The sequence below is a fragment of the Escherichia sp. WS1368 genome (assembly GCF_046487485.1).
GTDB classification, from domain to species: Bacteria; Pseudomonadota; Gammaproteobacteria; order Enterobacterales; family Enterobacteriaceae; genus Escherichia; species Escherichia coli.
The window spans coordinates 114137-140148 of record NZ_JBJQJI010000002.1 but is presented as its reverse complement, the minus strand read 5'-3'; the positions used below and the strand labels follow the sequence as shown (position 1 = coordinate 140148).

Here is a 26012-nt window from a genome sequence, read left to right as displayed (position 1 = left end):
AACGCGACGCATGAAAGCAGCGGCGAAAACGCAGAAACCAAAACGTCAGGAAGAACATGCCAACTTTATCAGTTGGCGTTTTGCGTTGTTATGCGGCTGTATTCTCCTGGCGCTGGCTTTTCTGCTCGGACGCGTAGCGTGGTTACAAGTTATCTCTCCGGATATGCTGGTAAAAGAGGGCGACATGCGTTCTCTTCGCGTTCAGCAAGTTTCCACCTCCCGCGGCATGATTACTGACCGTTCTGGTCGCCCGTTAGCGGTGAGCGTGCCGGTAAAAGCGATTTGGGCTGACCCGAAAGAAGTGCATGACGCTGGCGGTATCAGCGTCGGTGATCGCTGGAAGGCGCTGGCTAACGCACTCAATATTCCGCTGGATCAGCTTTCAGCCCGCATTAACGCCAACCCGAAAGGGCGCTTTATTTATCTGGCGCGTCAGGTAAACCCTGACATGGCAGAGTACATCAAAAAACTGAAACTGCCGGGGATTCATCTGCGTGAAGAATCTCGCCGTTATTATCCATCCGGCGAAGTGACCGCTCACCTCATCGGCTTTACTAACGTCGATAGTCAGGGGATTGAGGGCGTCGAGAAGAGTTTCGATAAATGGCTTACCGGGCAGCCGGGTGAGCGCATTGTGCGTAAAGACCGCTATGGTCGCGTAATTGAAGATATCTCTTCCACCGACAGTCAGGCGGCGCACAACCTGGCGCTGAGTATTGATGAACGCCTGCAGGCGCTGGTTTATCGCGAACTGAACAACGCGGTGGCCTTTAACAAAGCTGAATCTGGTAGCGCCGTGCTGGTGGATGTCAACACCGGTGAAGTGCTGGCGATGGCTAACAGCCCGTCATACAACCCAAACAATCTGAGTGGCACGCCGAAAGAGGCGATGCGTAACCGTACCATCACTGACGTGTTTGAACCGGGTTCAACGGTTAAACCGATGGTGGTGATGACCGCGTTGCAACGTGGCGTAGTGCGGGAAAACTCGGTACTGAATACCGTTCCTTATCGAATTAACGGCCATGAAATCAAAGACGTGGCACGCTACAGCGAATTAACCCTGACCGGGGTATTACAGAAGTCGAGTAACGTCGGTGTTTCCAAGCTGGCGTTAGCGATGCCGTCCTCAGCGTTAGTAGATACTTACTCACGTTTTGGACTGGGAAAAGCGACCAATTTGGGGTTGGTCGGAGAACGCAGTGGCTTATATCCTCAAAAACAACGGTGGTCTGACATAGAGAGGGCCACCTTCTCTTTCGGCTACGGGCTAATGGTAACACCGTTACAGTTAGCGCGAGTCTACGCAACTATCGGCAGCTACGGCATTTATCGCCCACTGTCGATTACCAAAGTTGACCCCCCGGTTCCCGGTGAACGAGTCTTCCCGGAATCCATTGTTCGCACCGTGGTGCATATGATGGAAAGCGTGGCGCTACCGGGTGGTGGCGGCGTGAAGGCGGCGATTAAGGGCTATCGTATCGCCATTAAAACCGGTACCGCGAAAAAGGTTGGGCCGGACGGTCGCTACATCAATAAATATATTGCTTATACCGCAGGCGTTGCGCCTGCGAGTCAGCCGCGCTTCGCGCTGGTTGTTGTTATCAACGATCCGCAGGCGGGTAAATACTACGGCGGCGCCGTTTCCGCGCCGGTCTTTGGTGCCATCATGGGCGGCGTATTGCGTACCATGAACATCGAGCCGGATGCGCTGACAACGGGCGATAAAAATGAATTTGTGATTAATCAAGGCGAGGGGACAGGTGGCAGATCGTAATTTGCGCGACCTTCTTGCTCCGTGGGTGCCAGACGCACCTTCGCGAGCACTGCGAGAGATGACACTCGACAGCCGTGTGGCTGCGGCGGGCGATCTCTTTGTAGCTGTAGTAGGTCATCAGGCGGACGGGCGTCGATATATCCCGCAGGCGATAGCGCAAGGTGTGGCTGCCATTATTGCAGAGGCGAAAGATGAGGCGACCGACGGTGAAATCCGTGAAATGCACGGCGTACCGGTCATCTATCTCAGCCAGCTCAACGAGCGTTTATCTGCACTGGCGGGCCGCTTTTACCATGAACCCTCTGACAATTTACGTCTTGTAGGCGTAACGGGCACCAACGGCAAAACCACGACGACCCAGCTGCTGGCGCAGTGGAGCCAACTGCTTGGCGAAACCAGCGCGGTAATGGGCACCGTTGGTAACGGTCTGCTGGGGAAAGTGATCCCGACAGAAAATACCACCGGTTCGGCAGTCGATGTTCAGCATGAGCTGGCGGGGCTGGTGGATCAGGGCGCGACTTTTTGCGCAATGGAAGTTTCCTCCCACGGGCTGGTACAGCACCGTGTGGCGGCATTAAAATTTGCGGCGTCGGTCTTTACCAACTTAAGCCGCGATCACCTTGATTATCATGGTGATATGGAACACTACGAAGCTGCGAAATGGCTGCTTTATTCTGAACATCATTGCGGTCAGGCGATTATTAACGCCGACGATGAAGTGGGCCGCCGCTGGCTGGCAAAACTGCCGGACGCGGTTGCGGTATCAATGGAAGATCATATTAATCCGAATTGTCACGGACGCTGGTTAAAAGCGATCGACGTGAACTATCACGACAGCGGTGCGACGATTCGCTTTAGCTCAAGTTGGGGCGATGGCGAAATTGAAAGCCATCTGATGGGCGCTTTTAACGTCAGCAACCTGCTGCTCGCGCTGGCGACGCTGCTGGCGCTGGGCTATCCACTGGCTGAGCTGCTGAAAACCGCCGCGCGTCTGCAACCGGTTTGCGGACGTATGGAAGTGTTCACTGCACCAGGCAAACCGACGGTGGTGGTGGATTACGCGCATACGCCAGATGCACTGGAAAAAGCCTTACAGGCGGCGCGCCTGCACTGTACGGGCAAGCTGTGGTGCGTCTTTGGCTGTGGTGGCGATCGTGATAAAGGCAAACGTCCACTGATGGGCGCAATTGCTGAAGAGTTCGCTGACGTGGCGGTGGTAACGGACGATAACCCGCGTACCGAAGAACCGCGTGCCATCATCAACGATATTCTGGCGGGAATGTTAGATGCCGGACATGCCAAAGTGATGGAAGGCCGTGCTGAAGCGGTGACTTGCGCCGTTATGCAGGCTAAAGAGAATGATGTGGTACTGGTCGCGGGCAAAGGCCATGAGGATTACCAGATTGTTGGCAATCAGCGTCTGGACTACTCCGATCGCGTCACGGTGGCGCGTCTGCTGGGGGTGATTGCATGATTAGCGTAACCCTTAGCCAACTTACCGATATTCTCAACGGTGAACTGCAAGGTGCAGATATCACCCTTGATGCTGTAACCACTGACACGCGAAAACTGACGCCGGGCTGCCTGTTTGTTGCCCTGAAAGGCGAACGTTTCGATGCTCATGATTTTGCCGACCAGGCGAAAGCTGGCGGCGCGGGCGCACTACTGGTCAGCCGTCCGCTGGATATCGATCTGCCGCAGTTAATCGTCAAGGATACGCGTCTGGCGTTTGGTGAACTGGCTGCATGGGTTCGCCAGCAAGTTCCGGCGCGCGTGGTTGCTCTGACGGGCTCCTCCGGCAAAACCTCTGTTAAAGAGATGACGGCGGCAATTTTAAGCCAGTGCGGCAACACGCTTTATACGGCAGGCAATCTCAACAACGACATCGGCGTGCCGATGACGCTGCTGCGCTTAACGCCGGAATACGATTACGCAGTTATTGAACTTGGCGCGAACCATCAGGGCGAAATTGCCTGGACCGTGAGTCTGACTCGCCCGGAAGCGGCGCTGGTCAATAACCTGGCGGCAGCGCATCTGGAAGGTTTCGGTTCTTTGGCTGGCGTGGCAAAAGCGAAAGGCGAAATCTTTAGCGGCCTGCCGGAAAACGGTATCGCCATTATGAATGCCGACAACAACGACTGGCTGAACTGGCAGAGCGTAATTGGCTCACGCAAAGTGTGGCGTTTCTCACCGAATGCCGCCAACAGCGATTTCACCGCCACCAACATCCATGTGACTTCGCACGGTACGGAATTTACCCTCCAAACCCCAACAGGTAGCGTCGATGTTCTGCTGCCGCTTCCAGGGCGTCACAATATTGCGAATGCGCTGGCAGCCGCTGCGCTCTCCATGTCCGTGGGCGCAACGCTTGATGCTATCAAAGCGGGGCTGGCAAATCTGAAAGCTGTTCCAGGCCGTCTGTTCCCCATCCAACTGGCGGAAAACCAGTTGCTGCTCGACGACTCCTACAACGCCAATGTCGGTTCAATGACCGCAGCAGTCCAGGTACTGGCTGAAATGCCGGGCTACCGCGTGCTGGTGGTGGGCGATATGGCGGAATTGGGCGCTGAAAGCGAAGCCTGCCATGTACAGGTGGGCGAGGCGGCAAAAGCTGCTGGTATTGACCGCGTGTTAAGCGTGGGTAAACAAAGCCATGCTATCAGCACCGCCAGCGGCGTTGGCGAACATTTTGCAGATAAAACAGCGCTTATCGCGCGTATTAAATCACTGATTGCTGAGCAACAGGTAATTACGATTTTAGTTAAGGGTTCACGTAGTGCCGCCATGGAAGAGGTAGTACGCGCTTTACAGGAGAATGGGACATGTTAGTTTGGCTGGCCGAACATTTGGTCAAATATTATTCCGGCTTTAACGTCTTTTCCTATCTGACGTTTCGCGCCATCGTCAGCCTGCTGACCGCGCTGTTCATCTCATTGTGGATGGGCCCGCGTATGATTGCTCATTTGCAAAAACTTTCCTTTGGTCAGGTAGTGCGTAACGACGGTCCTGAATCACACTTCAGCAAGCGCGGTACGCCGACCATGGGCGGGATTATGATCCTGACAGCGATTGTGATCTCCGTGCTGCTGTGGGCTTATCCATCCAATCCGTACGTCTGGTGCGTACTGGTGGTGCTGGTAGGTTACGGCATCATTGGCTTTGTTGATGACTATCGCAAAGTGGTGCGTAAAGACACCAAAGGGTTGATCGCTCGTTGGAAGTATTTCTGGATGTCGGTCATTGCGCTGGGTGTTGCCTTCGCGCTGTACCTTGCCGGCAAAGACACGCCCGCAACGCAGCTGGTGGTTCCGTTCTTTAAAGATGTGATGCCGCAACTGGGGCTGTTCTACATTCTGCTGGCTTACTTCGTCATTGTGGGTACAGGCAACGCGGTAAACCTGACTGATGGTCTCGACGGTCTGGCAATTATGCCGACCGTATTTGTCGCCGGTGGTTTTGCGCTGGTGGCGTGGGCGACCGGCAACATGAACTTTGCCAGCTATTTACACATACCGTATCTACGACACGCCGGGGAACTGGTCATTGTCTGTACCGCGATAGTCGGGGCAGGGCTGGGCTTCCTGTGGTTTAACACCTATCCGGCGCAGGTCTTTATGGGCGATGTCGGTTCGCTGGCGTTAGGTGGTGCGTTAGGTATTATCGCCGTACTGCTGCGTCAGGAATTCCTGCTGGTGATTATGGGGGGCGTGTTCGTGGTAGAAACGCTTTCCGTCATCCTGCAGGTCGGCTCCTTTAAACTGCGCGGACAACGTATTTTCCGCATGGCACCGATTCATCACCACTATGAACTGAAAGGCTGGCCGGAACCGCGCGTCATTGTACGTTTCTGGATTATTTCGCTGATGCTGGTCCTGATTGGTCTGGCAACGCTGAAGGTACGTTAATCATGGCTGATTACCAGGGTAAAAATGTCGTCATTATCGGCCTGGGCCTCACCGGGCTTTCTTGCGTGGACTTTTTCCTCGCTCGCGGTGTGACGCCGCGCGTTATGGATACGCGTATGACACCGCCTGGCCTGGATAAATTACCCGAAGCTGTAGAACGCCACACGGGCGGTCTGAATGATGAATGGCTGATGGCGGCCGATCTGATTGTCGCCAGTCCCGGTATTGCACTGGCGCATCCATCCTTAAGCGCTGCCGCTGATGCCGGAATCGAAATCGTTGGCGATATCGAGCTGTTCTGTCGTGAAGCACAAGCACCGATTGTGGCGATCACCGGTTCTAACGGCAAAAGCACGGTCACCACGCTAGTGGGTGAAATGGCGAAAGCGGCGGGGGTTAACGTTGGTGTGGGTGGCAATATTGGCCTGCCTGCGTTGATGCTGCTGGATGATGAGTGCGAACTGTACGTGCTGGAGCTGTCGAGCTTCCAGCTTGAAACCACCTCCAGTTTACAGGCGGTAGCAGCGACCATTCTGAACGTGACTGAAGATCATATGGATCGCTATCCGTTTGGTTTACAACAGTATCGTGCAGCAAAACTGCGCATTTACGAAAACGCGAAAGTTTGCGTGGTTAATGCTGATGATGCCTTAACAATGCCGATTCGCGGTGCGGATGAACGCTGCGTCAGCTTTGGCGTCAACATGGGTGACTATCACCTGAATCATCAGCAGGGTGAAACCTGGCTGCGGGTGAAGGGCGAGAAAGTGCTGAACGTGAAAGAAATGAAACTTTCCGGGCAGCATAACTACACCAATGCACTGGCAGCTCTGGCACTGGCAGATGCCGCTGGTTTGCCGCGCGCCAGCAGCCTGAAAGCGTTAACCACATTCACTGGTCTGCCGCATCGCTTTGAAGTTGTGCTGGAGCATAACGGTGTGCGCTGGATTAACGATTCAAAAGCGACCAACGTCGGCAGTACGGAAGCGGCACTGAATGGCCTGCACGTAGACGGCACGCTGCATTTGTTGCTGGGCGGCGATGGTAAATCGGCAGATTTTAGCCCACTGGCGCGTTACCTGAATGGCGATAACGTACGTCTGTATTGTTTCGGTCGGGACGGCGCGCAGCTGGCGGCGCTACGCCCGGAAGTGGCAGAACAAACCGAAACCATGGAACAGGCGATGCGCTTGCTGGCTCCGCGTGTTCAGCCGGGCGATATGGTTCTGCTCTCCCCGGCCTGTGCCAGCCTTGATCAGTTCAAGAACTTTGAACAACGAGGCAATGAGTTTGCCCGTCTGGCGAAGGAGTTAGGTTGATGCGTTTATCTCTCCCTCGCCTGAAAATGCCGCGCCTGCCAGGATTCAGTATTCTGGTCTGGATCTCCACGGCGCTAAAGGGCTGGGTGATGGGCTCGCGGGAAAAAGATACCGACAGCCTGATCATGTACGATCGCACCTTACTGTGGCTGACCTTCGGCCTCGCGGCGATTGGCTTTATCATGGTGACCTCGGCGTCAATGCCCATCGGGCAACGCTTAACCAACGATCCGTTCTTCTTCGCGAAGCGTGATGGCGTCTATCTGATCCTGGCATTCATTCTGGCGATCATTACGCTGCGTCTGCCGATGGAGTTCTGGCAACGTTACAGCGCTACGATGCTACTCGGATCAATCATCCTGTTGATGATCGTTCTGGTAGTGGGTAGCTCTGTTAAAGGGGCATCGCGTTGGATCGATCTCGGCTTGCTGCGTATCCAGCCTGCGGAGCTGACAAAACTGTCGTTGTTTTGCTATATCGCCAACTATCTGGTGCGTAAAGGCGACGAAGTACGTAATAACCTGCGCGGCTTCCTGAAACCGATGGGCGTGATTCTGGTGTTGGCAGTGTTACTGCTGGCACAGCCAGACCTTGGTACGGTGGTGGTGTTGTTTGTGACTACGCTGGCGATGTTATTCCTGGCGGGAGCGAAATTGTGGCAGTTCATTGCCATTATCGGTATGGGCATTTCAGCGGTTGTGTTGCTGATCCTCGCCGAACCGTACCGTATCCGCCGTGTTACCGCATTCTGGAACCCGTGGGAAGATCCCTTTGGCAGCGGCTATCAGTTAACGCAATCGCTGATGGCGTTTGGTCGCGGCGAACTTTGGGGGCAAGGCTTAGGTAACTCGGTACAAAAACTGGAGTATCTGCCGGAAGCGCACACTGACTTTATTTTCGCCATTATCGGCGAAGAATTAGGTTATGTCGGTGTGGTACTAGCACTTTTAATGGTATTCTTCGTCGCTTTTCGTGCGATGTCGATTGGCCGTAAAGCATTAGAAATTGACCATCGTTTTTCCGGTTTTCTCGCCTGTTCCATTGGCATCTGGTTTAGCTTCCAGGCGCTGGTTAACGTAGGCGCGGCGGCGGGGATGTTACCGACCAAAGGTCTGACATTGCCACTGATCAGTTACGGTGGTTCGAGCTTACTGATTATGTCGACAGCCATCATGATGCTGTTGCGTATTGATTATGAAACGCGTCTGGAGAAAGCGCAGGCGTTTGTACGAGGTTCACGATGAGTGGTCAAGGAAAGCGATTAATGGTGATGGCAGGCGGAACCGGTGGACATGTATTCCCGGGACTGGCGGTTGCGCACCATCTAATGGCTCAGGGTTGGCAAGTTCGCTGGCTGGGGACTGCCGACCGTATGGAAGCGGACTTAGTGCCAAAACATGGCATCGAAATTGATTTCATTCGTATCTCTGGTCTGCGTGGAAAAGGTATAAAAGCACTGATAGCTGCGCCACTGCGAATCTTCAACGCCTGGCGTCAGGCGCGGGCGATTATGAAAGCGTACAAACCTGACGTGGTGCTCGGAATGGGCGGCTACGTATCAGGCCCAGGTGGTCTGGCCGCGTGGTCGTTAGGCATTCCGGTTGTACTTCATGAACAAAACGGTATTGCGGGCTTAACCAATAAATGGCTGGCGAAGATTGCCACCAAAGTGATGCAGGCGTTTCCAGGCGCTTTCCCTAATGCGGAAGTGGTGGGTAACCCGGTGCGTACCGATGTGCTGGCGCTGCCGTTGCCGCAGCAACGTTTGGCTGGACGTGAAGGTCCGGTTCGTGTGTTGGTAGTGGGTGGTTCCCAGGGCGCACGCATTCTTAACCAGACAATGCCGCAGGTTGCTGTGAAACTGGGTGATTCAGTCACTATCTGGCATCAGAGCGGCAAAGGTTCGCAACAATCCGTTGAACAGGCGTATGCCGAAGCGGGGCAATCGCAGCATAAAGTGACGGAATTTATTGATGATATGGCGGCGGCGTATGCGTGGGCGGATGTCGTCGTTTGCCGCTCCGGTGCGTTAACGGTGAGTGAAATCGCTGCGGCAGGACTACCGGCGTTGTTTGTGCCGTTTCAACATAAAGACCGCCAGCAATACTGGAATGCTCTACCGCTGGAAAAAGCGGGCGCAGCCAAAATTATCGAGCAGCCACAGCTTAGCGTGGATGCTGTCGCCAACACCCTGGCCGGGTGGTCGCGAGAAACCTTATTAACCATGGCAGAACGCGCCCGCGCTGCATCCATTCCGGATGCCACCGAGCGAGTGGCAAATGAAGTGAGCCGGGCTGCCCGGGCGTAATTGTAGCGATGCCTTTTGCATCGTATGAATTTAAGAAGTTAATGGCGTAAAGAATGAATACACAACAATTGGCAAAACTGCGTTCCATCGTGCCCGAAATGCGTCGCGTTCGGCACATACATTTTGTCGGCATCGGTGGTGCCGGTATGGGCGGTATTGCCGAAGTTCTGGCCAATGAAGGTTATCAGATCAGTGGTTCCGATTTAGCGCCAAATCCGGTCACGCAGCAGTTAATGAATCTTGGGGCGACGATTTATTTCAACCATCGCCCGGAAAACGTACGTGATGCCAGCGTGGTCGTTGTTTCCAGCGCGATTTCTGCCGATAACCCGGAAATTGTCGCAGCTCATGAAGCGCGTATTCCGGTGATCCGTCGTGCCGAAATGCTGGCTGAGTTAATGCGTTTTCGTCATGGCATCGCCATTGCCGGAACGCACGGCAAAACGACAACCACTGCGATGGTTTCCAGCATCTACGCAGAAGCGGGACTCGACCCAACCTTCGTTAACGGTGGGCTGGTAAAAGCGGCGGGCGTTCATGCGCGTTTGGGGCATGGTCGGTACCTGATTGCCGAAGCAGATGAGAGTGATGCATCGTTCCTGCATCTGCAACCGATGGTGGCGATTGTCACCAATATCGAAGCCGACCACATGGATACCTACCAGGGCGACTTTGAGAATTTAAAACAGACCTTTATTAATTTTCTGCACAACCTGCCGTTTTACGGTCGTGCAGTGATGTGTGTTGATGATCCGGTGATCCGCGAATTGTTACCGCGTGTGGGACGTCAGACCACGACTTACGGCTTCAGCGAAGATGCCGACGTGCGTGTAGAAGATTATCAGCAGATTGGCCCGCAGGGGCACTTTACGCTGCTGCGCCAGGACAAAGAGCCGATGCGCGTCACCCTGAATGCGCCAGGCCGTCATAACGCGCTGAACGCCGCAGCTGCGGTTGCGGTTGCTACGGAAGAGGGAATTGACGACGAGGCTATTTTGCGTGCGCTGGAGAGCTTCCAGGGTACTGGTCGTCGTTTTGATTTCCTCGGTGAATTCCCGCTGGAGCCAGTGAATGGTAAAAGCGGTACGGCAATGTTGGTCGATGACTACGGCCACCACCCGACGGAAGTGGACGCCACTATTAAAGCGGCGCGTGCAGGCTGGCCGGATAAAAACCTGGTAATGCTGTTTCAGCCGCACCGTTTTACCCGTACACGCGACCTGTATGATGATTTCGCCAATGTGCTGACGCAGGTTGATACCCTGTTGATGCTGGAAGTGTATCCGGCTGGCGAAGCGCCAATTCCGGGAGCGGACAGCCGTTCGCTGTGTCGCACAATTCGTGGACGTGGGAAAATTGATCCCATTCTGGTGCCTGACCCGGCGCAGGTAGCCGAGATGCTGGCACCGGTATTAACCGGTAACGACCTGATTCTCGTTCAGGGGGCTGGTAATATTGGAAAAATTGCCCGTTCTTTAGCTGAAATCAAACTGAAGCCGCAAACTCCGGAGGAAGCACAACATGACTGATAAAATCGCGGTCCTGTTGGGTGGGACCTCCGCTGAGCGGGAAGTTTCTCTGAATTCTGGCGCAGCGGTGTTAGCCGGGCTGCGTGAAGGCGGTATTGACGCGTATCCTGTCGACCCGAAAGAAGTCGACGTGACGCAACTGAAGTCGATGGGCTTTCAGAAAGTGTTTATCGCGCTACACGGTCGCGGCGGTGAAGATGGCACGCTGCAGGGCATGCTCGAGCTGATGGGCTTGCCTTATACCGGCAGCGGAGTGATGGCATCTGCGCTTTCAATGGATAAACTACGCAGCAAACTTCTGTGGCAAGGTGCCGGTTTACCGGTCGCTCCGTGGGTAGCGTTAACCCGCGCAGAGTTTGAAAAAGGCCTGAGTGATAAGCAGTTAGCAGAAATTTCTGCCTTAGGTTTGCCGGTTATCGTTAAGCCGAGCCGCGAAGGTTCCAGTGTGGGAATGTCAAAAGTAGTAGCAGAAAATGCTCTACAAGATGCATTAAGATTGGCATTTCAGCACGATGAAGAAGTATTGATTGAAAAATGGCTAAGTGGGCCGGAGTTCACGGTTGCGATACTCGGTGAAGAAATTTTACCGTCAATACGTATTCAACCGTCCGGAACCTTCTATGATTATGAGGCGAAGTATCTCTCTGATGAGACACAGTATTTCTGCCCCGCAGGTCTGGAAGCGTCACAAGAGGCCAATTTGCAGGCATTAGTGCTGAAAGCATGGACGACGTTAGGTTGCAAAGGATGGGGACGTATTGACGTTATGCTGGACAGCGATGGACAGTTTTATCTGCTGGAAGCCAATACCTCACCGGGTATGACCAGCCACAGCCTGGTGCCGATGGCGGCACGTCAGGCAGGTATGAGCTTCTCGCAGTTGGTAGTACGAATTCTGGAACTGGCGGACTAATATGTCGCAGGCTGCTCTGAACACGCGAAACAGCGAAGAAGAGGTTTCTTCTCGCCGCAATAATGGAACGCGTCTGGCGGGGATCCTTTTCCTGCTGACCGTTTTAACGACAGTGTTGGTGAGCGGCTGGGTCGTGTTGGGCTGGATGGAAGATGCGCAACGCCTGCCGCTCTCAAAGCTGGTGTTGACCGGTGAACGCCATTACACGCGTAATGACGATATCCGGCAGTCGATCCTGGCATTGGGTGAGCCGGGTACCTTTATGACCCAGGATGTCAACATCATCCAGACGCAAATAGAACAACGCCTGCCGTGGATTAAGCAGGTGAGCGTCAGAAAGCAGTGGCCTGATGAATTGAAGATTCATCTGGTTGAATATGTGCCGATTGCGCGGTGGAATGATCAACACATGGTAGACGCGGAAGGAAACACCTTCAGCGTGCCGCCAGATCGCACCAGCAAGCAGGTGCTTCCAATGCTGTATGGCCCGGAAGGCAGCGCTAATGAAGTGTTGCAGGGCTATCGCGAAATGGGGCAGATGCTGGCAAAGGACAGATTTACTCTGAAGGAAGCGGCGATGACCGCGCGGCGTTCCTGGCAGTTGACGCTGAATAACGATATTAAGCTCAATCTTGGCCGGGGCGATACGATGAAACGTTTGGCTCGCTTTGTAGAACTTTATCCGGTTTTACAGCAGCAGGCGCAAACCGATGGCAAACGGATTAGCTACGTTGATTTGCGTTATGACTCTGGAGCGGCAGTAGGCTGGGCGCCCTTGCCGCCAGAGGAATCTACTCAGCAACAAAATCAGGCACAGGCAGAACAACAATGATCAAGGCGACGGACAGAAAACTGGTAGTAGGACTGGAGATTGGTACCGCGAAGGTTGCCGCTTTAGTAGGGGAAGTTCTGCCCGACGGTATGGTCAATATCATTGGCGTGGGCAGCTGCCCGTCACGTGGTATGGATAAAGGCGGGGTGAACGACCTCGAATCCGTGGTCAAGTGCGTACAACGTGCCATTGACCAGGCAGAATTGATGGCAGATTGTCAGATCTCTTCGGTATATCTGGCGCTTTCTGGTAAGCACATCAGCTGCCAGAATGAAATTGGTATGGTGCCTATTTCTGAAGAAGAAGTGACGCAAGAAGATGTGGAAAACGTCGTCCATACCGCGAAATCGGTGCGTGTGCGCGATGAGCATCGTGTGCTGCATGTGATCCCGCAAGAGTATGCGATTGACTATCAGGAAGGGATCAAGAATCCGGTAGGACTTTCGGGCGTGCGGATGCAGGCAAAAGTGCACCTGATCACATGTCACAACGATATGGCGAAAAACATCGTCAAAGCGGTTGAACGTTGTGGGCTGAAAGTTGACCAACTGATATTTGCCGGACTGGCATCAAGTTATTCGGTATTGACGGAAGATGAACGTGAACTGGGTGTCTGCGTCGTCGATATCGGTGGTGGTACAATGGATATCGCCGTTTATACCGGTGGGGCATTGCGCCACACTAAGGTAATTCCTTATGCTGGCAATGTCGTGACCAGTGATATCGCTTACGCCTTTGGCACGCCGCCAAGCGACGCCGAAGCGATTAAAGTTCGCCACGGTTGTGCGCTGGGTTCCATCGTTGGAAAAGATGAGAGCGTGGAAGTGCCGAGCGTAGGCGGTCGTCCGCCGCGGAGTCTGCAACGTCAGACCCTGGCAGAGGTGATCGAGCCGCGCTATACCGAGCTGCTCAACCTGGTCAACGAAGAGATATTGCAGTTGCAGGAAAAGCTTCGCCAACAAGGGGTTAAACATCACCTGGCGGCAGGCATTGTATTAACTGGTGGCGCAGCGCAGATCGAAGGTCTTGCAGCCTGTGCTCAGCGCGTGTTTCATACGCAAGTGCGTATCGGCGCGCCGCTGAACATTACCGGTTTAACGGATTATGCTCAGGAGCCGTATTATTCGACGGCGGTGGGATTGCTTCACTATGGAAAAGAGTCACATCTTAACGGTGAAGCTGAAGTAGAAAAACGTGTTACAGCATCAGTTGGCTCGTGGATCAAGCGACTCAATAGTTGGCTGCGAAAAGAGTTTTAATTTTTATGAGGCCGACGATGATTACGGCCTCAGGCGACAGGCACAAATCGGAGAGAAACTATGTTTGAACCAATGGAACTTACCAATGACGCGGTGATTAAAGTCATCGGCGTCGGCGGCGGCGGCGGTAATGCTGTTGAACACATGGTGCGCGAGCGCATTGAAGGTGTTGAATTCTTCGCGGTAAATACCGATGCACAAGCGCTGCGTAAAACAGCGGTTGGACAGACGATTCAAATCGGTAGCGGTATCACCAAAGGACTGGGCGCTGGCGCTAATCCAGAAGTTGGCCGTAATGCGGCTGATGAGGATCGCGATGCACTGCGTGCGGCGCTGGAAGGTGCAGACATGGTCTTTATTGCTGCGGGTATGGGTGGTGGTACCGGTACAGGCGCAGCTCCAGTCGTCGCTGAAGTGGCAAAAGATTTGGGTATCCTGACCGTTGCTGTCGTCACTAAGCCTTTCAACTTTGAAGGCAAGAAGCGTATGGCATTCGCGGAGCAGGGGATCACTGAACTGTCCAAACATGTGGACTCTCTGATCACTATCCCGAACGACAAACTGCTGAAAGTTCTGGGCCGCGGTATCTCCCTGCTGGATGCGTTTGGCGCAGCGAACGATGTACTCAAAGGCGCTGTGCAAGGTATCGCCGAACTGATTACTCGTCCGGGTTTGATGAACGTGGACTTTGCAGACGTACGCACCGTAATGTCTGAAATGGGCTACGCAATGATGGGTTCTGGCGTGGCGAGCGGTGAAGACCGTGCGGAAGAAGCTGCTGAAATGGCTATCTCTTCTCCGCTGCTTGAAGATATCGACCTGTCTGGCGCACGCGGCGTGCTGGTTAACATCACGGCGGGCTTCGACCTGCGTCTGGATGAGTTCGAAACGGTAGGTAACACCATCCGTGCATTTGCTTCCGACAACGCGACTGTGGTTATCGGTACTTCTCTTGACCCGGATATGAATGACGAGCTGCGCGTAACTGTTGTTGCGACAGGTATCGGCATGGACAAACGTCCTGAAATCACTCTGGTGACCAATAAGCAGGTTCAGCAGCCAGTGATGGATCGCTACCAGCAGCACGGGATGGCTCCGCTGACCCAGGAGCAGAAGCCGGTTGCTAAAGTCGTGAATGACAATGCGCCGCAAACTGCGAAAGAGCCAGATTATCTGGATATCCCAGCATTCCTGCGTAAGCAAGCTGATTAAGAATTGACTGGAATTTGGGTTTCGAGGCTCTTTGTGCTAAACTGGCCCGCCGAATGTATAGTACACTTCGGTTGGATAGGTAATTTGGCGAGATAATACGATGATCAAACAAAGGACACTTAAACGTATCGTTCAGGCGACGGGTGTCGGTTTACATACCGGCAAGAAAGTCACCCTGACGTTACGCCCTGCGCCGGCCAACACCGGGGTCATCTATCGTCGCACCGACTTGAATCCACCGGTAGATTTCCCGGCCGATGCCAAATCTGTGCGTGATACCATGCTCTGTACGTGTCTGGTCAACGAGCATGATGTACGGATTTCAACCGTAGAGCACCTCAATGCTGCTCTCGCGGGCTTGGGCATCGATAACATTGTTATCGAAGTTAACGCGCCGGAAATCCCGATCATGGACGGCAGCGCCGCTCCGTTTGTATACCTGCTGCTTGACGCCGGTATCGACGAGCTGAACTGCGCCAAGAAATTTGTTCGCATCAAAGAGACTGTTCGTGTCGAAGATGGCGATAAGTGGGCTGAATTTAAGCCGTACAATGGTTTTTCGCTGGATTTCACCATCGATTTTAACCATCCGGCTATTGATTCCAGCAACCAGCGCTATGCGATGAACTTCTCCGCTGATGCGTTTATGCGCCAGATCAGCCGTGCGCGTACGTTCGGTTTCATGCGTGATATCGAATATCTGCAGTCCCGTGGTTTGTGCCTGGGCGGCAGCTTCGATTGTGCCATCGTTGTTGACGATTATCGCGTACTGAACGAAGACGGCCTGCGTTTTGAAGACGAATTTGTGCGTCACAAAATGCTCGATGCGATCGGTGACTTGTTCATGTGTGGTCACAATATTATTGGTGCATTTACCGCTTATAAATCTGGTCATGCACTGAATAACAAACTGCTGCAGGCTGTCCTTGCAAAACAGGAAGCCTGGGAATATGTGACCTTCCAGGACGACGCAGAACTGCCGTTGGCCTTCAAAGCGCCTTCAGCCGTACTGGCATAACGACATTTATACTGTCGTATAAAATTCGACTGGCAAATCTGGCACTCTCTCCGGCCAGGTGAACCAGTCGTTTTTTTTTGAATTTTATAAGAACGATAAAAAACGGTGCGAACGCTGTTTTCTTAAGCACTTTTACGCACAACTTATCTTCATTCGTGCTGTGGACTTCAGGCTTTAATGATAAGATTTGTGCGCTAAATACGTTTGAATACGATCGGGATGGCAATAACGTGAGTGGAATACTGACGCGCTGGCGACAGTTTGGTAAACGCTACTTCTGGCCGCATCTCTTATTAGGGATGGTCGCGGCGAGTTTAGGTTTGCCTGCGCTCAGCAACGCCGCCGAACCAAACGCGCCCGCAAAAGCGACAACCCGCAACCACGAGCCTTCAGCCAAAGTTAACTTTGGTCAATTGGCCTTGCTGGAAGCGAACACGCGCCGCCCGAATTCGAACTATTCCGTTGATTACTGGCATCAACATGCCATTCGCACGGTAATCCGTCATCTTTCCTTCGCAATGGCACCGCAAACGCTGCCCGTTGCTGAAGAATCTTTGCCTCTTCAGGCGCAACATCTTGCATTACTGGATACGCTCAGCGCGCTGTTGACCCAGGAAGGCACGCCGTCTGAAAAGGGTTATCGCATTGATTATGCGCATTTTACCCCGCAAGCAAAATTCAGCACGCCCGTCTGGATAAGCCAGGCGCAAGGCATCCGTGCTGGCCCTCAACGCCTCAGCTAACAACAATAAACCTTTACTTCATTTTATTGACTCCGCAACGCGGGGCGTTTGAGATTTTATTATGCTAATCAAATTATTAACTAAAGTTTTCGGTAGTCGTAACGATCGCACCCTGCGCCGGATGCGCAAAGTGGTTAACATCATCAATGCCATGGAACCGGAGATGGAAAAACTCTCCGACGAAGAACTGAAAGGGAAAACCGCAGAGTTTCGTGCACGTCTGGAAAAAGGCGAAGTGCTGGAAAATCTGATCCCGGAAGCTTTCGCCGTGGTGCGTGAGGCAAGTAAGCGCGTCTTTGGTATGCGTCACTTCGACGTTCAGTTACTCGGCGGTATGGTTCTTAACGAACGCTGCATCGCCGAAATGCGTACCGGTGAAGGTAAAACCCTGACCGCAACGCTGCCTGCTTACCTGAACGCATTAACCGGTAAGGGCGTACACGTTGTTACCGTCAACGACTACCTGGCGCAACGTGACGCCGAAAACAACCGTCCGCTGTTTGAATTCCTTGGCCTGACTGTCGGTATCAACCTGCCGGGCATGCCAGCACCGGCGAAGCGTGAAGCTTACGCAGCTGACATCACTTACGGTACGAACAACGAATACGGCTTTGACTACCTGCGCGATAACATGGCGTTCAGCCCTGAAGAACGTGTACAGCGTAAACTGCACTATGCGCTGGTGGACGAAGTGGACTCCATCCTGATCGATGAAGCTCGTACACCGCTGATCATTTCCGGCCCGGCAGAAGACAGCTCGGAAATGTATAAACGCGTGAATAAAATTATTCCGCACCTGATCCGTCAGGAAAAAGAAGACTCCGAAACCTTCCAGGGCGAAGGCCACTTCTCGGTGGACGAAAAATCTCGTCAGGTGAACCTGACCGAACGTGGTCTGGTCCTGATTGAAGAACTGCTGGTGAAAGAAGGCATCATGGATGAAGGGGAGTCTCTGTACTCTCCGGCAAACATCATGCTGATGCACCACGTAACGGCGGCGCTGCGCGCTCATGCGCTGTTTACCCGCGACGTCGATTACATCGTTAAAGATGGTGAAGTTATCATCGTTGACGAACACACCGGTCGTACCATGCAGGGGCGTCGCTGGTCCGATGGTCTGCACCAGGCTGTGGAAGCGAAAGAAGGTGTGCAGATCCAGAACGAAAACCAAACGCTGGCTTCGATCACCTTCCAGAACTACTTCCGTCTGTATGAAAAACTGGCGGGGATGACCGGTACTGCTGATACCGAAGCTTTCGAATTCAGCTCCATCTACAAGCTGGATACCGTCGTTGTTCCGACCAACCGTCCAATGATTCGTAAAGATCTGCCGGACCTGGTCTACATGACTGAAGCGGAAAAAATTCAGGCGATCATTGAAGATATCAAAGAACGTACTGCGAAAGGCCAGCCGGTGCTGGTGGGTACTATCTCCATCGAAAAATCGGAGCTGGTATCAAACGAACTGACCAAAGCCGGTATTAAGCACAACGTCCTGAACGCCAAATTCCACGCCAACGAAGCGGCGATTGTTGCTCAGGCAGGTTATCCGGCTGCGGTGACTATCGCGACCAACATGGCGGGTCGTGGTACAGATATTGTGCTCGGTGGTAGCTGGCAGGCAGAAGTTGCCGCGCTGGAAAATCCGACCGCAGAGCAAATTGAAAAAATTAAAGCCGACTGGCAGGTACGTCACGATGCGGTACTGGCAGCAGGTGGCCTGCATATCATCGGTACCGAGCGTCACGAATCCCGTCGTATCGATAACCAGTTGCGCGGTCGTTCTGGTCGTCAGGGGGATGCTGGTTCTTCCCGTTTCTACCTGTCGATGGAAGATGCGCTGATGCGTATTTTTGCTTCCGACCGAGTATCCGGCATGATGCGTAAACTGGGTATGAAGCCAGGCGAAGCCATTGAACACCCGTGGGTGACTAAAGCGATTGCCAATGCCCAGCGTAAAGTTGAAAGTCGTAACTTCGACATTCGTAAGCAACTGCTGGAATATGATGACGTGGCTAACGATCAGCGTCGCGCCATTTACTCCCAGCGTAACGAACTGCTGGATGTCAGCGATGTGAGTGAAACCATCAACAGCATTCGTGAAGATGTGTTCAAAGCGACCATTGATGCCTACATTCCGCCACAGTCGCTGGAAGAAATGTGGGATATTCCGGGGCTGCAGGAACGTCTGAAGAACGACTTCGACCTTGATTTGCCAATTGCCGAGTGGCTGGATAAAGAACCAGAACTGCATGAAGAGACGCTGCGTGAGCGCATTCTGGCGCAGTCCATCGAAGTGTATCAGCGTAAAGAAGAAGTGGTTGGTGCAGAGATGATGCGTCACTTCGAAAAAGGCGTCATGCTGCAAACGCTTGACTCTCTGTGGAAAGAGCACCTGGCGGCGATGGACTATCTGCGTCAGGGTATCCACCTGCGTGGCTATGCACAGAAAGATCCGAAGCAGGAATACAAACGTGAATCGTTCTCCATGTTTGCAGCGATGCTGGAGTCGTTGAAATATGAAGTTATCAGTACGCTGAGCAAAGTTCAGGTACGTATGCCTGAAGAGGTTGAGGAGCTGGAACAACAGCGTCGTATGGAAGCCGAGCGTTTAGCGCAGATGCAGCAGCTTAGCCATCAGGATGACGACTCTGCAGCTGCAGCTGCACTGGCGGCGCAAACCGGTGAGCGCAAAGTAGGACGTAACGATCCTTGCCCGTGCGGTTCTGGTAAAAAATACAAGCAGTGCCATGGTCGCCTGCAATAAAAGCTAACAGTTGAAGTAAAAGGCGCAGGATTCTGCGCCTTTTTTATAGGTTTAAGACAATGAAAAAGCTGCAAATTGCGGTAGGTATTATTCGCAACGAGAACAATGAAATCTTTATAACCCGTCGCGCAGCAGATGCGCACATGGCGAATAAACTAGAGTTTCCCGGCGGTAAAATTGAAATGAGCGAAACGCCGGAACAGGCGGTGGTGCGTGAACTTCAGGAGGAAGTCGGGATTACCCCGCAACATTTTTCGCTATTTGAAAAACTGGAATATGAATTCCCGGACAGGCATATAACTCTGTGGTTCTGGCTGGTCGAAAGCTGGGAAGGGGAGCCGTGGGGTAAAGAAGGGCAACCCGGTGAGTGGATGTCGCTGGTCGGTCTGAATGCCGATGATTTTCCGCCAGCCAATGAACCGGTACTTGCGAAGCTTAAGCGTGTATATGTCGGATAGGCGTTTATGCCGCATCCAACATTTGCACAAGATGCCCGATGCGACGCTGGCGCGTCTTATCAGGCCAGCGTCGCATCAGACAAAATGTCACTGCTTTGGCTCTTCGCTCCAGTCATCGCTTTCGGAAAGATCGCCACTGCTGGGGATTCGTTTTTCTTCAGCAGCCCATTCTCCGAGGTCGATCAGCTGGCAACGTTTGGAACAAAATGGCCGAAACGGGCTGATTTCGCCCCACACCACCGTTTTCCCGCAGGTTGGGCAATTCACCGTAATAGTTTCTGACATTTTTACTCCTTAGCAACAGGCCAGTTCGAAATCCAGACGTTCCGGTACCTGTCCGTTTTCACTGTCCAGCGGCATAAAACGAATGGCAAAACGGCTCTTATGACCGGAAATTTGCGGATAAAGCTGTGAATCGAGCGACAGATTCAGACGCAGCAAGTCGGCATCGCCACCGTTATCCTGATAAAAACCATTCAGGCTGGTTTGTTTACGGAAGGGGGCCGACTGGCGAATTAAATCCAGCACCATGGTAAGTGCCTGGGTGAGCGGGTTCAGGCTGGCAATCCAGGTTTCTACCTGGCTGTCGCGCTGCGTCTGGGGTAGATGCAGCCAAATGTGCAATGTAGGTAAATCAAAGCTGCAACAGCCGCCTGGGATGCTCAGTCGCTGACGCACCAGAGCAATCAAACGATCTTCACGCAGAAATTGCCCGATACGCGGCGCGGAAATTAATACGCTCCCCGCCGCTTTTAACTGCTGAATTAATGCTTCAATACGGCTCTGGTCCACGCCAGGCACGCCAATCCAGGTCTGGAGTTTACGTTGCTGCCGGTCAAGTTCTTTCAACAGCTCAGTGCGGACTTCGCCGCGCTCGAAAACATCCAGTAATTCACTGACATTACGGAAGAAATGCAGCGCGCCAGCGTGGTCAACGATGGGTAGATTAACGGTGAGTTGCTGAATCAAAAACTCAATGCGCAGCCATGTACGCATTTTTTCATTTAGTGGATGTTCAAAAAGGACCTGGGTCTGCATTACGGTTTTTCCTGTGAGACAAACTGCGACGCAAGCTGCAAATAGTGTGCGTGCAGGCGGGCAACATCCGATGCGATAGCATCCGGTGCGCCGTTATTATCAATGACGTCATCTGCCACGGCAAGGCGGGCTTCGCGCGTTGCCTGAGCAGCAAGGATTTGTTCAACATGCTCGCGAGTTACATCATCGCGCTGCATGGTGCGCTTAAGTTGCGTTTCTGGGCTGACATCCACCACCAGCACTCGATTCGCTTTTTTATACAGTGAGTTTTCTACCAGCAATGGCACAACCCATAGTACATAGGGGGAAGTAGCTTGCTGGATCTGGTGTTGCGTCTCTTGCTGAATCAGCGGATGCAGCAGGGCGTTAAGCCAGTTTTTCTCTTCCGGGTTGGCGAAGATCCGCTCGCGCAAGGCCCGGCGCTGCAATGTTCCATCAGCAGCAATCATGTTAGCGCCAAAGTGATCAGCAATGGCATGTAGCGCAGGTGCGCCTGGTTCAACCACCTGACGCGCAATAATATCGGCATCAATGACGTTAATTCCGAGATCAGCAAACGCATTGGCAACGGTACTCTTGCCACTGCCAATGCCTCCCGTTAAGGCAACTATATACCTCATAATTTATATTCCCGGGAATTCATCATGATTATCAAAACGTTAAAAATGAGCGCACGAAAGCGAAATTGATGAAACGTTCGCTCACTATTTACCAGGTAAATTTATGGGATTGTAGCGTAAAAAAAGACAATTTCGCAGTCTTGCGCCGCATTGATTAGTGCGTATGATAACGTCACTGGAGTTGCGCTCTTACCCTTATAGCCATTAACCCCAGGAATCCGCACATGCGTATTGAAGAAGATCTGAAGTTAGGTTTTAAAGACGTTCTCATCCGCCCTAAACGCTCCACTCTTAAAAGCCGTTCCGATGTTGAACTGGAACGTCAATTCACCTTCAAACATTCAGGTCAGAGCTGGTCCGGCGTGCCGATTATCGCCGCAAATATGGACACCGTAGGCACATTTTCTATGGCCTCTGCGCTGGCTTCTTTTGATATTTTGACTGCTGTGCATAAACACTATTCTGTCGAAGAGTGGCAAGCGTTTATCAACAATTCTTCCGCTGATGTGCTGAAACATGTGATGGTTTCTACCGGTACATCAGATGCGGATTTCGAAAAAACTAAACAGATTCTCGACCTGAACCCGGCATTAAATTTCGTTTGTATTGACGTGGCGAATGGTTATTCCGAACACTTCGTGCAGTTCGTTGCGAAAGCGCGTGAAGCGTGGCCGACCAAAACCATTTGTGCTGGCAACGTAGTGACTGGTGAAATGTGTGAGGAGCTTATCCTCTCCGGTGCTGATATCGTTAAAGTTGGCATTGGCCCAGGTTCTGTTTGTACAACTCGCGTCAAAACAGGCGTCGGTTATCCGCAACTTTCTGCGGTGATCGAATGTGCCGATGCTGCGCATGGTCTGGGCGGAATGATCGTCAGCGACGGTGGCTGCACCACGCCGGGCGATGTCGCGAAAGCCTTTGGCGGCGGTGCCGATTTCGTCATGCTTGGCGGCATGCTGGCGGGCCACGAAGAGAGCGGCGGTCGCATCGTTGAGGAGAACGGCGAGAAATTTATGCTGTTCTACGGCATGAGCTCCGAGTCTGCGATGAAACGTCACGTTGGCGGCGTTGCGGAATATCGCGCAGCAGAAGGTAAAACCGTTAAGCTGCCGCTGCGAGGCCCGGTTGAAAATACCGCGCGTGATATTTTGGGCGGCCTGCGTTCAGCTTGTACATACGTTGGGGCTTCACGCCTGAAAGAGCTGACCAAGCGCACCACATTTATCCGTGTGCTGGAACAAGAAAACCGCATCTTCAACAACCTGTAATCTCCCAACGCTGGCGTGGAGCAACACGCCAGCGTTATCCCATTCCACTCATTGTATCGCCTAAATGGAAAATGGGCAGATACATTGCCACCACCAGCGTACCGATAATTCCTCCCGTTATGATCAGCAACGCCGGTTCCAGTAAGGCTGCGAGGTTATCCGCCAGCGCCAGTGTGTTATCCCGATGATGATGGGCGAGGTTGTCTAACATGAGATCCAGCGAGCCGGATGCCTCTCCTGTTCTCACTAATTGCAAACAGAGTGGGCTAAACTCACCGGCATTTTTTAGCGCCAGCCAGATGGGTTGACCGTTACTGATATCGTGCTGGATTTGTGTCAGAAGTTGCACCCAGTACGGGCAGCGCATTGTTTCTCTGACGCTCTCTACGCCCTGTAAAAAAGTAATGCCTGCACTTTGTGTCAGCGCCAGAATCGTAAAGATCTGTGTGAGTTTTTGTCCCCGCATCAGTGAACCCATAATCGGGATGCGTAACAGCAATTTCTGCCGTGCGATAAGCCTGGTTGGGTGGCGCATCAGCAGCTTATTGGCTATCGCCAGCAGAAAGCCGAATAGCACCAGCAACCAACCCCATTCGCCACTAAAGCTTGCCAGCGTCATGATCCCCTGCGTTAGCGCCGGTAGCGGAGTGTTAAAGGTCTTATAGATAGCGGCAAACTCCGGTAGAACAAAATGCAGCATTGCCACAACCACCATGATTGCCATCGCTAAAATGATAATGGGATAACGTAACGCTGATTTCACTTTGTCGGTCAACTGACGCTGGGCTTTTTGCTGACGCGCCAGTTCAAAGCAGCATTCATCCAGCTTACCGGTCAGTTCACCCGTGCGGATCATCGCCTGATAGAGCGGCGGAAATACCTCTGACCAGGGTAATAAGGCATTGGAAAAGGCAACGCCCTGTTCAAGATCGTGCGCCAGCGATTGCAGCAACGCTTGCCATTGCTTACTGGGATGCTGTTCCGCCAGCAGTGCCAGCCCTTCAGAAAGCGTTAACCCGGCTTTGAGTAGCGTCGCCAGTTGATGAATGACTTCCGCGCTTTTATCTCCTCGCCACTGCGCAGAATTGATGGCGATTCGCTTCAGGCTAAGTGGGGTAACCATCTGTTGCTGTAGTGCTATGAGCAGCAAAGCACGGCTCTCAGCCCATAGCATCCCATCTTGCGCATTGCCGTCGCCGGTTATGCCATGCCAGCGCCAGAGTTGCTTACTCGCCATGCGGCATCCCCAATACGCGGATTAACTCTTCAAAGGTGGTTAAGCCTTGCTCCACGGCCAGGCAGCCGTTTTCAAAAAGCGTACGCATACCCGCCTGTCGGGCGTGTGTTTCCAGCGATTCAACGTCGGTATTAGCGGAAATAAGCTGGCGTATGATCGGTGTTATGGGTAGAACTTCAAATAAGGCCGTACGACCATAAAAACCGTGGTAGCAGTGTCTACAACCAGGGGCTTGCCAGCGGGGCAGCGGCGACGGCCATACATTGTCTGGAATATGGATTGGCTCCCCTTGCTGTCGGCGACAATGTGGGCAAAGTTTGCGTACCAGACGCTGGGCTATTACCAGCGTAAGCGCTGATGAGAGCATCCAGCGAGCAACGCCCATTTGCTGTAAACGCACCAGCGTTTCGCAGGTGGAGTTGGTGTGTAGGGTAGACAACACCAGGTGACCGGTTTGCGCCGCTTTAATAGCGATCTCTGCTGTTTCGCCATCGCGGATCTCTCCGATCATAATGACGTCAGGGTCCTGGCGCAATAACGCACGCAAAACGCCCTGAAAGGTAAGACCGGCACGCGGATGGATTTGCGTCTGGTTTAGTCCGGCTATGGGGATCTCAACCGGATCTTCGACGCTACAAATATTAATATCAGCAGTATTCAGCGTTTGCAGGGCACTATAAAGCGTGACCGTTTTGCCGCTGCCTGTAGGGCCTGTTACCAGCACCAGTCCCTGTGGTTGTTGCAAGGCATGAGCAAAGTCCGCCAGTTGTAACGGCTGCATTCCAAGCGTGTTGACATCCAGTGCCTGACTCACCTGCTGTAACAATCTTAATACCACCTTTTCACCACCCCGACATGGTAAGGTCGCAATACGAAATGAGACGGCGTTTCCTGCCAGTTCGACAGTGAATTGCCCGTCCTGCGGCAGGCGATGTTCCGCAATATCCAGGTTGCCCAGCACTTTTAATCTGGCGGTTAATGCGACTCCGGCATCCGGTGAAACATCCGGTAAAGGATGCAATACGCCGTCGATACGCAAGCGGATGCGGTAGGCATTGTCCGCTGGTTCGATATGAATATCAGACGCGCGTTGTTCCAGCGCAGATTGTAACGTTCGAGTCAGCAACTCTGCTTTGGGCTGATGCTTCTCCTGAACAGCTACGGGCAATGTCTGTTGTGTGCGACTGGCGTGACCTTCCATTTGTTGGCGCGTCCAGCAGGTGATCTCAATACGTTTGGTGGTAGCGAAATGCAATGCGTCCAGTAGCTCATGCGAAGGGGCATCGACCACCGCAACATGAACCACCTCTTCGCTGGCATCCAGCAAGACTCCCTGATAACGCAGACACAGGGCGGTGAGCTGTGGAATATTCATTGCCGCTCCTTAGTTGGCGTCATCAAAACGGAAGACATCTTCGCAGGCTTGCTGCAATGCGCTGTCACTTTGAATATTGCAGTTGCGCGTCCAACCGGTGACGCCGTTTGCGTTATCCCAACCCGGTGTCATGACGACGCTTAGCCCATTGAGACTTTCTTGCCCGGTCAGCGACACCACGCCCTTTGCCACACTCATGGCTGAAACATAGCGGGTGGTGGTAGGCGAGGGAATGCCATTGCTGCCACTGTCGCAGGTATTTAATCCACCATGTTCCAGCGCGCACAACTCTACGGCGGTACGGTAAGGCACAAAGGTTTGTAGCATGTCGGTGAGTGCGGCTTTGCGCAGGTAGTTTTGATAAGCGGGAATACCAATGGCGCTTAAAATGGCAATGATGCCAATAACCACCATGATATACTGCTTTTTACTGT

Annotated in this window: 24 protein-coding genes; 18 read left to right on the top strand and 6 right to left on the bottom strand. The window is 53.0% G+C overall.

Annotated features, from left to right (window positions below; translation table 11 throughout):
• Window positions 1-10: 10 nt before the first annotated feature.
• The 16 genes from ftsI (at window position 11) to mutT (ending at window position 20040) form a co-directional block, all read left to right on the top strand.
• Complete coding sequence (ftsI, locus tag ACJHYD_RS06330; RefSeq protein ID WP_000642212.1) at window positions 11-1777, top strand: peptidoglycan glycosyltransferase FtsI; 1767 nt, start codon at window positions 11-13, stop codon at window positions 1775-1777.
• Window positions 1764-3251 carry a UDP-N-acetylmuramoyl-L-alanyl-D-glutamate--2,6-diaminopimelate ligase gene (murE, locus tag ACJHYD_RS06325; RefSeq protein WP_001550601.1) on the top strand — a complete coding sequence of 496 codons (1488 nt, stop codon included), beginning with the start codon at window positions 1764-1766 and terminating at the stop codon, window positions 3249-3251. The genes ftsI and murE overlap by 14 nt, the downstream gene beginning before the upstream one ends.
• Window positions 3248-4606 (top strand): UDP-N-acetylmuramoyl-tripeptide--D-alanyl-D-alanine ligase, encoded by a 1359-nt coding sequence (murF, locus tag ACJHYD_RS06320; protein ID WP_001550602.1) that lies wholly within the window; start codon window positions 3248-3250, stop codon window positions 4604-4606. Before murE ends, murF begins: the two co-directional genes overlap by 4 nt.
• A complete protein-coding gene (gene mraY / locus ACJHYD_RS06315; RefSeq protein ID WP_000964122.1) occupies window positions 4600-5682 on the top strand; it encodes a phospho-N-acetylmuramoyl-pentapeptide-transferase in 1083 nt (360 codons plus the stop codon). The genes murF and mraY overlap by 7 nt, the downstream gene beginning before the upstream one ends.
• A gap of 2 nt (window positions 5683-5684) precedes the next feature.
• Window positions 5685-7001: a UDP-N-acetylmuramoyl-L-alanine--D-glutamate ligase gene (gene murD, locus ACJHYD_RS06310; protein ID WP_000796459.1), complete on the top strand. Its 1317-nt coding sequence runs from the start codon at window positions 5685-5687 to the stop codon at window positions 6999-7001.
• Window positions 7001-8245: a cell division protein FtsW gene (gene ftsW, locus ACJHYD_RS06305; RefSeq protein ID WP_001295532.1), complete on the top strand. Its 1245-nt coding sequence runs from the start codon at window positions 7001-7003 to the stop codon at window positions 8243-8245. The genes murD and ftsW overlap by 1 nt, the downstream gene beginning before the upstream one ends.
• Window positions 8242-9309, top strand: a complete 1068-nt coding sequence (gene murG / locus ACJHYD_RS06300) for an undecaprenyldiphospho-muramoylpentapeptide beta-N-acetylglucosaminyltransferase (RefSeq protein ID WP_001550603.1) — start codon at window positions 8242-8244, stop codon at window positions 9307-9309. The genes ftsW and murG overlap by 4 nt, the downstream gene beginning before the upstream one ends.
• Before the next feature lie 53 nt (window positions 9310-9362).
• Window positions 9363-10838, top strand: coding sequence for a UDP-N-acetylmuramate--L-alanine ligase (murC, locus tag ACJHYD_RS06295; RefSeq protein ID WP_001096047.1), 1476 nt, complete (start codon window positions 9363-9365; stop codon window positions 10836-10838).
• On the top strand, window positions 10831-11751 hold the full coding sequence (gene ddlB / locus ACJHYD_RS06290) for a D-alanine--D-alanine ligase (RefSeq protein WP_000130056.1): 921 nt from the start codon (window positions 10831-10833) through the stop codon (window positions 11749-11751). The genes murC and ddlB overlap by 8 nt, the downstream gene beginning before the upstream one ends.
• Before the next feature lies 1 nt (window position 11752).
• The gene (gene ftsQ / locus ACJHYD_RS06285) at window positions 11753-12583 is read left to right on the top strand and encodes a cell division protein FtsQ (protein WP_000075744.1); all 831 of its coding nucleotides are present in this window, start codon (window positions 11753-11755) and stop codon (window positions 12581-12583) included.
• Window positions 12580-13842 (top strand): cell division protein FtsA, encoded by a 1263-nt coding sequence (gene ftsA / locus ACJHYD_RS06280; RefSeq protein ID WP_000588474.1) that lies wholly within the window; start codon window positions 12580-12582, stop codon window positions 13840-13842. Before ftsQ ends, ftsA begins: the two co-directional genes overlap by 4 nt.
• A gap of 60 nt (window positions 13843-13902) precedes the next feature.
• On the top strand, window positions 13903-15054 hold the full coding sequence (gene ftsZ / locus ACJHYD_RS06275) for a cell division protein FtsZ (protein WP_000462776.1): 1152 nt from the start codon (window positions 13903-13905) through the stop codon (window positions 15052-15054).
• Between the two features lie 100 nt (window positions 15055-15154).
• Entirely contained in the window at window positions 15155-16072 is a 918-nt protein-coding gene (gene lpxC, locus ACJHYD_RS06270; RefSeq protein ID WP_000595482.1) for a UDP-3-O-acyl-N-acetylglucosamine deacetylase, read from the top strand.
• A 230-nt stretch (window positions 16073-16302) separates the two neighbouring features.
• Window positions 16303-16815 (top strand): secA translation cis-regulator SecM, encoded by a 513-nt coding sequence (gene secM, locus ACJHYD_RS06265; RefSeq protein WP_000014320.1) that lies wholly within the window; start codon window positions 16303-16305, stop codon window positions 16813-16815.
• A gap of 61 nt (window positions 16816-16876) precedes the next feature.
• Entirely contained in the window at window positions 16877-19582 is a 2706-nt protein-coding gene (secA, locus tag ACJHYD_RS06260) for a preprotein translocase subunit SecA (protein WP_000905780.1), read from the top strand.
• Between the two features lie 59 nt (window positions 19583-19641).
• Window positions 19642-20040 (top strand): 8-oxo-dGTP diphosphatase MutT, encoded by a 399-nt coding sequence (gene mutT / locus ACJHYD_RS06255; RefSeq protein WP_001550604.1) that lies wholly within the window; start codon window positions 19642-19644, stop codon window positions 20038-20040.
• Between the two features lie 87 nt (window positions 20041-20127).
• Here mutT and yacG read toward each other — a convergent pair whose 3' ends face one another.
• The 3 genes from yacG to coaE are packed head-to-tail and all read right to left on the bottom strand — an operon-like array spanning window position 20128 to window position 21698.
• Entirely contained in the window at window positions 20128-20325 is a 198-nt protein-coding gene (gene yacG, locus ACJHYD_RS06250) for a DNA gyrase inhibitor YacG (protein ID WP_000005042.1), read from the bottom strand.
• A gap of 9 nt (window positions 20326-20334) precedes the next feature.
• Complete coding sequence (gene zapD / locus ACJHYD_RS06245) at window positions 20335-21078, bottom strand: cell division protein ZapD (RefSeq protein WP_001194736.1); 744 nt, start codon at window positions 21076-21078, stop codon at window positions 20335-20337.
• A complete protein-coding gene (gene coaE, locus ACJHYD_RS06240) occupies window positions 21078-21698 on the bottom strand; it encodes a dephospho-CoA kinase (protein WP_001269520.1) in 621 nt (206 codons plus the stop codon). The genes zapD and coaE overlap by 1 nt, the downstream gene beginning before the upstream one ends.
• A 24-nt stretch (window positions 21699-21722) precedes the next feature.
• Between coaE and ACJHYD_RS06235 the strand changes: the two genes are divergently transcribed.
• The gene (locus ACJHYD_RS06235; RefSeq protein ID WP_120795372.1) at window positions 21723-21767 is read left to right on the top strand and encodes a protein YacM; all 45 of its coding nucleotides are present in this window, start codon (window positions 21723-21725) and stop codon (window positions 21765-21767) included.
• Between the two features lie 155 nt (window positions 21768-21922).
• Window positions 21923-22966 carry a GMP reductase gene (gene guaC / locus ACJHYD_RS06230; RefSeq protein WP_001217337.1) on the top strand — a complete coding sequence of 348 codons (1044 nt, stop codon included), beginning with the start codon at window positions 21923-21925 and terminating at the stop codon, window positions 22964-22966.
• Between the two features lie 34 nt (window positions 22967-23000).
• On the opposite strand, the gene hofC is transcribed toward guaC, so the two are convergent.
• The 3 genes from hofC to ppdD are packed head-to-tail and all read right to left on the bottom strand — an operon-like array spanning window position 23001 to window position 25992.
• Window positions 23001-24203 (bottom strand): protein transport protein HofC, encoded by a 1203-nt coding sequence (hofC, locus tag ACJHYD_RS06225; RefSeq protein WP_001550605.1) that lies wholly within the window; start codon window positions 24201-24203, stop codon window positions 23001-23003.
• Window positions 24193-25578, bottom strand: a complete 1386-nt coding sequence (gene gspE, locus ACJHYD_RS06220; protein ID WP_001550607.1) for a type II secretion system protein GspE — start codon at window positions 25576-25578, stop codon at window positions 24193-24195. Before gspE ends, hofC begins: the two co-directional genes overlap by 11 nt.
• Before the next feature lie 9 nt (window positions 25579-25587).
• Window positions 25588-25992 carry a prepilin peptidase-dependent pilin gene (gene ppdD, locus ACJHYD_RS06215; RefSeq protein ID WP_410228817.1) on the bottom strand — a complete coding sequence of 135 codons (405 nt, stop codon included), beginning with the start codon at window positions 25990-25992 and terminating at the stop codon, window positions 25588-25590.
• Window positions 25993-26012: the final 20 nt, after the last annotated feature.

Excerpts from the sequence above, each read along its gene's own strand:
- ftsW (WP_001295532.1), top strand. The coding sequence starts at position 7,001 with ATGCGTTTATCTCTCCCTCGCCTGAAAATGCCGCGCCTGCCAGGATTC.
- hofC (WP_001550605.1), bottom strand. The coding sequence starts at position 24,203 with ATGGCGAGTAAGCAACTCTGGCGCTGGCATGGCATAACCGGCGACGGC.
- ppdD (WP_410228817.1), bottom strand. The coding sequence starts at position 25,992 with ATGGTGGTTATTGGCATCATTGCCATTTTAAGCGCCATTGGTATTCCC.
- murC (WP_001096047.1), top strand. The coding sequence starts at position 9,363 with ATGAATACACAACAATTGGCAAAACTGCGTTCCATCGTGCCCGAAATG.
- zapD (WP_001194736.1), bottom strand. The coding sequence starts at position 21,078 with ATGCAGACCCAGGTCCTTTTTGAACATCCACTAAATGAAAAAATGCGT.
- murG (WP_001550603.1), top strand. The coding sequence starts at position 8,242 with ATGAGTGGTCAAGGAAAGCGATTAATGGTGATGGCAGGCGGAACCGGT.
- ddlB (WP_000130056.1), top strand. The coding sequence starts at position 10,831 with ATGACTGATAAAATCGCGGTCCTGTTGGGTGGGACCTCCGCTGAGCGG.
- murD (WP_000796459.1), top strand. The coding sequence starts at position 5,685 with ATGGCTGATTACCAGGGTAAAAATGTCGTCATTATCGGCCTGGGCCTC.
- ftsA (WP_000588474.1), top strand. The coding sequence starts at position 12,580 with ATGATCAAGGCGACGGACAGAAAACTGGTAGTAGGACTGGAGATTGGT.
- gspE (WP_001550607.1), bottom strand. The coding sequence starts at position 25,578 with ATGAATATTCCACAGCTCACCGCCCTGTGTCTGCGTTATCAGGGAGTC.
- secA (WP_000905780.1), top strand. The coding sequence starts at position 16,877 with ATGCTAATCAAATTATTAACTAAAGTTTTCGGTAGTCGTAACGATCGC.
- mraY (WP_000964122.1), top strand. The coding sequence starts at position 4,600 with ATGTTAGTTTGGCTGGCCGAACATTTGGTCAAATATTATTCCGGCTTT.
- lpxC (WP_000595482.1), top strand. The coding sequence starts at position 15,155 with ATGATCAAACAAAGGACACTTAAACGTATCGTTCAGGCGACGGGTGTC.
- ftsZ (WP_000462776.1), top strand. The coding sequence starts at position 13,903 with ATGTTTGAACCAATGGAACTTACCAATGACGCGGTGATTAAAGTCATC.
- yacG (WP_000005042.1), bottom strand. The coding sequence starts at position 20,325 with ATGTCAGAAACTATTACGGTGAATTGCCCAACCTGCGGGAAAACGGTG.
- ftsI (WP_000642212.1), top strand. The coding sequence starts at position 11 with ATGAAAGCAGCGGCGAAAACGCAGAAACCAAAACGTCAGGAAGAACAT.
- coaE (WP_001269520.1), bottom strand. The coding sequence starts at position 21,698 with ATGAGGTATATAGTTGCCTTAACGGGAGGCATTGGCAGTGGCAAGAGT.
- mutT (WP_001550604.1), top strand. The coding sequence starts at position 19,642 with ATGAAAAAGCTGCAAATTGCGGTAGGTATTATTCGCAACGAGAACAAT.
- guaC (WP_001217337.1), top strand. The coding sequence starts at position 21,923 with ATGCGTATTGAAGAAGATCTGAAGTTAGGTTTTAAAGACGTTCTCATC.
- murF (WP_001550602.1), top strand. The coding sequence starts at position 3,248 with ATGATTAGCGTAACCCTTAGCCAACTTACCGATATTCTCAACGGTGAA.
- ftsQ (WP_000075744.1), top strand. The coding sequence starts at position 11,753 with ATGTCGCAGGCTGCTCTGAACACGCGAAACAGCGAAGAAGAGGTTTCT.